The sequence below is a fragment of the Bacteroides sp. RTP31139st1_H2_RTP31139_211217 genome, from assembly GCF_040227615.1.
GTDB lineage: Bacteria > Bacteroidota > Bacteroidia > Bacteroidales > Bacteroidaceae > Bacteroides > Bacteroides uniformis.
The window spans coordinates 1-4,267 of record NZ_JBCNZM010000078.1 but is presented as its reverse complement, the minus strand read 5'-3'; the positions used below and the strand labels follow the sequence as shown (position 1 = coordinate 4,267).

Genomic DNA, 4,267 nt, shown 5'->3' with positions numbered 1-4,267 from the left:
ACGGGACAATTCCCGCTCCGGTGTACCGGGTGTCTGTTCCGGAGCATGTTCCAGGCAATAACTCTCGTTGAAATGCCGGTTGAAATCCTCCGAGAGCATACGCCGCATCTCCCGGTCGATGCCGTCCACGCCCTCCGCGTGGGTGAACTCCATCGCCGGTTTGCCGTAGGGGTCTTTGCCTACTTTGGCCTCGGTATGGATCACTCTGTCGAACGACTGGAAAAGGTTGTTTATCCGGATGCCGTTCGACAGCTTGCGGGATTCGATGAAATCCCGCTGCCGTTCGGACAGTTCCCCCGTGGCGGCTTTCTTTTGCAGGATAACCAGGTCGCTGCCGACCTCCGTCCCTGCGTGTTCTGTAAAGAGGTTGTTCGGCAGCCGGATGGCCGATACGGGCTCGCAGCGGTTCATCAGCCACTCGCGCACGGGGCGTCCCTGCTCGGCGTTCAATACTCCCTGCGAGGTGATGAATGCCACCAGGCCGCCCTCGCGTACCATATCGACGGACTTCATGAAAAAATAGTTGTGCAGCGCCCGTGTGCCTTGCCGCCGCACGGGGTCGGTATGGGTGGAGAAGAACGGGTCGAAGAGCGCCACGTCCCCGAAAGGGATGTTGCTCACGGCCACGTCGTAGTAACCGGCGTATTTGGGTTCGATACGTTCGAATCCCTGTACCCGCACCCGTTTTTCGGGATGCAGGTGCTTCAGGATCAACCCCGTGGCGGGGTCTTTCTCGAAGCAGGTGATCTCCGCGTAGGGGTCGTGGAAATCCACGGCATTGACGAAAACCCCCGTTCCCGCGCTGGGGTCAAGAATACGTTTTGGGACGATCCGCGTGTCCCATATCGCCTCCACGATGGCGTCTGCCACTTTCGGGGGCGTGTAAAAAGCCGTCAGGACGGAGTTCTTGATCCCGTCCATGTAGCGCTTGTATTCCCGTTCGTCGGGAGTATTCGCCCTGATGACCTCGTGCAACTCGGCCACGAGCGTTGCCATGCCGTCCTTGTCCGGTTTCCCGGTGGGGTTTTCCAGCACTTCCTTGATGGCGCCGAAGCCGCTGTATGCGCCGAGTGTCCTTTCTTCTTCGGGAGTCGGCGCCCGCCGTTCCCTGTCGAGCGTGAAGGCCGTCTTCAGCGCGTCGATATTCTGGCGGAGGTGGGTTTTCTTATTGAATGCCATCTTCGAGAAGTATTTGGACGGTTCCCGTCAGTTCGGTATAGAACAGTTCGTAGTCGGGCGTGTCGGCGAAGTCGTCCGTGAGGTCGTACTTCTCCAGCACTCCGCGGCAGAGGGGCAGCAGGCGTAGAGCCGCCTGCCGGGCGGTATCCTCGGGAATCTCCGCCTCGAATTCCCTCCAGAGGATGTTTACCAGCGTGTTGTAGGGTGAAAAGTGCAGTCCGCGGTAGAGTTCCTCGCGGGCAATTTCTTCGGCCTCGATGTGGTTGCAGCCCGAACGGATCGCCTCGCTGTACGCTTGGGCGGCGCTGTCGGCCCGCTCGGCGATGAATTCACCTTCGGCGATGAGTTCCGGGTGGCTGTCCTTGAGGTAGGATAGTAACGAAAGTCCGTAATAGGACAATTCCCCCGTGGGGGTATGGTGTTGCTTGTCTGGCATGATAAGAATTTTTAGTGGTCGTTGATAATCGGGGAAGAGAAAGGCGCCCCGGGTTCCCACCCGAAGCGCCGACCACTGAAAAAATCCTTATCAAACAAGCGTATCTCGTTATGACAGGTCTTTTCCAGTGGCAAAGGTAACGATTATTTCCGTTTGTTCCTCTTTCCCTGCCTGGGAGTATCGCGTGGCTCGAAAACGAACGAGGTCTTGAACTGGTCATCGAGCGTGAGGGCCGCGTCGAACGTCCCGCCGCCGTTTTTGACGAATCCTCGGATCGTGCCGGTTTTGCCTTTGGTCAGCAGTTCCGCGAGCTGCTTGTCGGTCAGCTCCTTGCGGGCCACGGTTCTCCATACGGTCAGGCCGCAATCGGGATTCTGACACTTGGCGAGTTTGGGATAGAACACCACGGGCCTGCCGCAACGCGGGCAGGCTGTGTCACTCTCCGCGCCGTCGATTCTTGCTTCCAGCAGTTCTTTGGCGATTTGCGAGGCGAAGACTTCGATACCGCGATGGAACGTCGGGGCGTCCATCTCCCCGGTAGCGATCTTCGAGAGGGCCAGTTCCCAGCCGCCCGTCATGGCGACATCGGCGATCTTCTTGTCCCTGACCACGGCATACACGGCCAGTCCCTTGTCCGTGGGTACAAGCGACTTTTTCTCTCGCCTGACATACTCGCGGGCAAAGAGCGTTTCGATGATGGCGGCACGGGTGGCGGGCGTGCCGATGCCGGCATCCTTCATCGCCTCGCGTTCGGCCTCGTCGGACAGTTCGCGTCCGGCGGTTTCCATCGCCGCCAGCAGGCTCGATTCCGTGTGAAGGGGGCGCGGCCGGGTCTGTTTCTGTTCCGTGCCGCATCCTTTGACGGGCAGCTCGTCGCCTTGTACGATGTCGGGAAGGAGGGTCATGTCCTCCTCTTTCTCCTCGACAGGTTCATTCAGGACGGCCCGCCAGCCCGTCTCGACCATGATACTGCCGCGGGCCGTGAAATCATGCCCCGCGCTTTGCAGGGTAAGGGAAGTGTTTTCTTTCACGCAGGCCCCGGAAAAGGTTTCGAGCATCCGCCCCGCGACCATCTCATAGACGATGCGGTGGTCGGCATCCAGTTCGGAAGGGAGGTTCTCGGTGGGAAGCAGCGCGTGGTGGTCGGCGATCTTTTCGTTGTCCACGCTTCGGCGGGAGAGAGATGCGGTATCCATCCTGCTCGCGTATTCCGCGAAACGGGGATAGCGTGTCATGTTCCCGATGAGTGCCGGAATCTCCTCGGCCACATCTTCCGATATATAGCGTGAGCCGGTACGGGGATAAGTGATGAACTTCTTCTCGTAAAGCGACTGGGCGATGTCGAGCGTTTTTTCTGCCGAAAAACCATACCGGCTGTTGGCCTCTTTCTGGAGTGTCGTCAGGTCGTACAAGAGAGGCGGCTGTTCCCTGGTCTCCTTGCGCTCCACGTTCACGACGCGTACCGTTCGGGCGCCGATAACCTCGGCGCGGGCTGCTTCCGCCTTCTCCCTGCCGTCGAATTTCTCCGTGGAGAGGACGGTGAACTCCGTGCCCTCCTTTGCCGTGGAAAGCTTCAGCCGGAAATAGGTGGCGGGCTTGAACGCCTTGTTCTCCAGGTAACGGGAGCAGATGATCGCCAGCGTGGGGGTCTGCACCCGTCCGAGCGACCAGACACCCCGCCCGGCAGCCACAGCAAGCGCTTGCGAGGCGTTGATACCGACGATCCAGTCGGCTTCGCTGCGGGCTTTGGCCGAGAGGTAAAGGTTGTCGTATTCGTTGCCGGGGCGAAGGTGTTGTAACCCCTCGCGGATGGCCCGGTCGGTCAGGCTGCTGATCCATAACCGCACGAAAGGGGTACGGCATTCCAGGTAAGAGTAGATGTAGCGGAAGATCAGCTCCCCTTCACGCCCCGCGTCGGTCGCGACGATGATGCGCTCGGCCATGCCGAACAATTCCCGGAGAATACCGAGCTGCTTCACGACACCCGGGTCGGCCTTATACTCTTTACCCTCCCGAACCTGCCGGGGCAGGAGGATGAACGATGATGGCAGGATAGGCAGGTTTTCCCGGCGGAAACCCGCGATGCCATACTGTTGGGGCATTGCCAGCCCGACCAGGTGGCCGAAGGCCCAGGTTACGGCATAGCCGTTTCCCTCTATAAAACCGTCTTTACGGTTCGTGGCTCCCACGATGGCGGCGATCTCACGCGCCACCGAGGGCTTTTCTGCGATAATAACTTGCATGATGATTCGGATTTTTCAGTGGTTGTTTTCTTGTAGTTCTTCTTTCTCTTTTTCCGGACGGGCGATCAGCCGGCGGTCGTAATAGACATGGTTGCTGTTCCCGTCGTAATACTGCCGTCCGTCGTCTGCCTCCTCCGGGGGGCTGCGTTTACCCGGCCGGAGGTATAAGGCGGCCAGCGCTGCGATCAGGAGCGGCATGGCTCCGGTCTGCATGTAGAACCATTTCATACGTTATACCTTGACACCTTTGGAGTTGCTCTTTTTGCAGCTGCGGTAATTTCTCCTTTGCGCCGGAGTGGCCTCCTGCTGTCCCTGCTTGAGCGGCTCTTTCACACCTTTGACCGCTTCGACGGTCTTGCCCTCGGAATTGACGGCGACCTGGGTACGGCTTTCAACGGCGGGTTTGACC

The 4,267-nt window shown here is 59.3% G+C and carries 4 protein-coding genes; all 4 read right to left on the bottom strand.

The window, feature by feature from the left end:
• A partial coding sequence (locus ABUA47_RS13740) for an N-6 DNA methylase (protein ID WP_349831679.1) occupies window positions 1-1,179 on the bottom strand: 1,179 nt, incomplete at its 3' end.
• On the bottom strand, window positions 1,166-1,615 hold the full coding sequence (locus ABUA47_RS13735; RefSeq protein ID WP_007486316.1) for a DUF1896 family protein: 450 nt from the start codon (window positions 1,613-1,615) through the stop codon (window positions 1,166-1,168). The genes ABUA47_RS13735 and ABUA47_RS13740, both read right to left, overlap by 14 nt.
• 143 nt (window positions 1,616-1,758) lie before the next feature.
• Window positions 1,759-3,858, bottom strand: coding sequence for a type IA DNA topoisomerase (locus tag ABUA47_RS13730; protein ID WP_007851815.1), 2,100 nt, complete (start codon window positions 3,856-3,858; stop codon window positions 1,759-1,761).
• A 15-nt stretch (window positions 3,859-3,873) separates the two neighbouring features.
• On the bottom strand, window positions 3,874-4,086 hold the full coding sequence (locus ABUA47_RS13725; RefSeq protein WP_007486319.1) for a hypothetical protein: 213 nt from the start codon (window positions 4,084-4,086) through the stop codon (window positions 3,874-3,876).
• Window positions 4,087-4,267: the final 181 nt, after the last annotated feature.

Coding starts and splice junctions, on each gene's coding strand:
- ABUA47_RS13735 (WP_007486316.1), bottom strand. CDS start 1,615: ATGCCAGACAAGCAACACCATACCCCCACGGGGGAATTGTCCTATTAC.
- ABUA47_RS13730 (WP_007851815.1), bottom strand. CDS start 3,858: ATGCAAGTTATTATCGCAGAAAAGCCCTCGGTGGCGCGTGAGATCGCC.
- ABUA47_RS13725 (WP_007486319.1), bottom strand. CDS start 4,086: ATGAAATGGTTCTACATGCAGACCGGAGCCATGCCGCTCCTGATCGCA.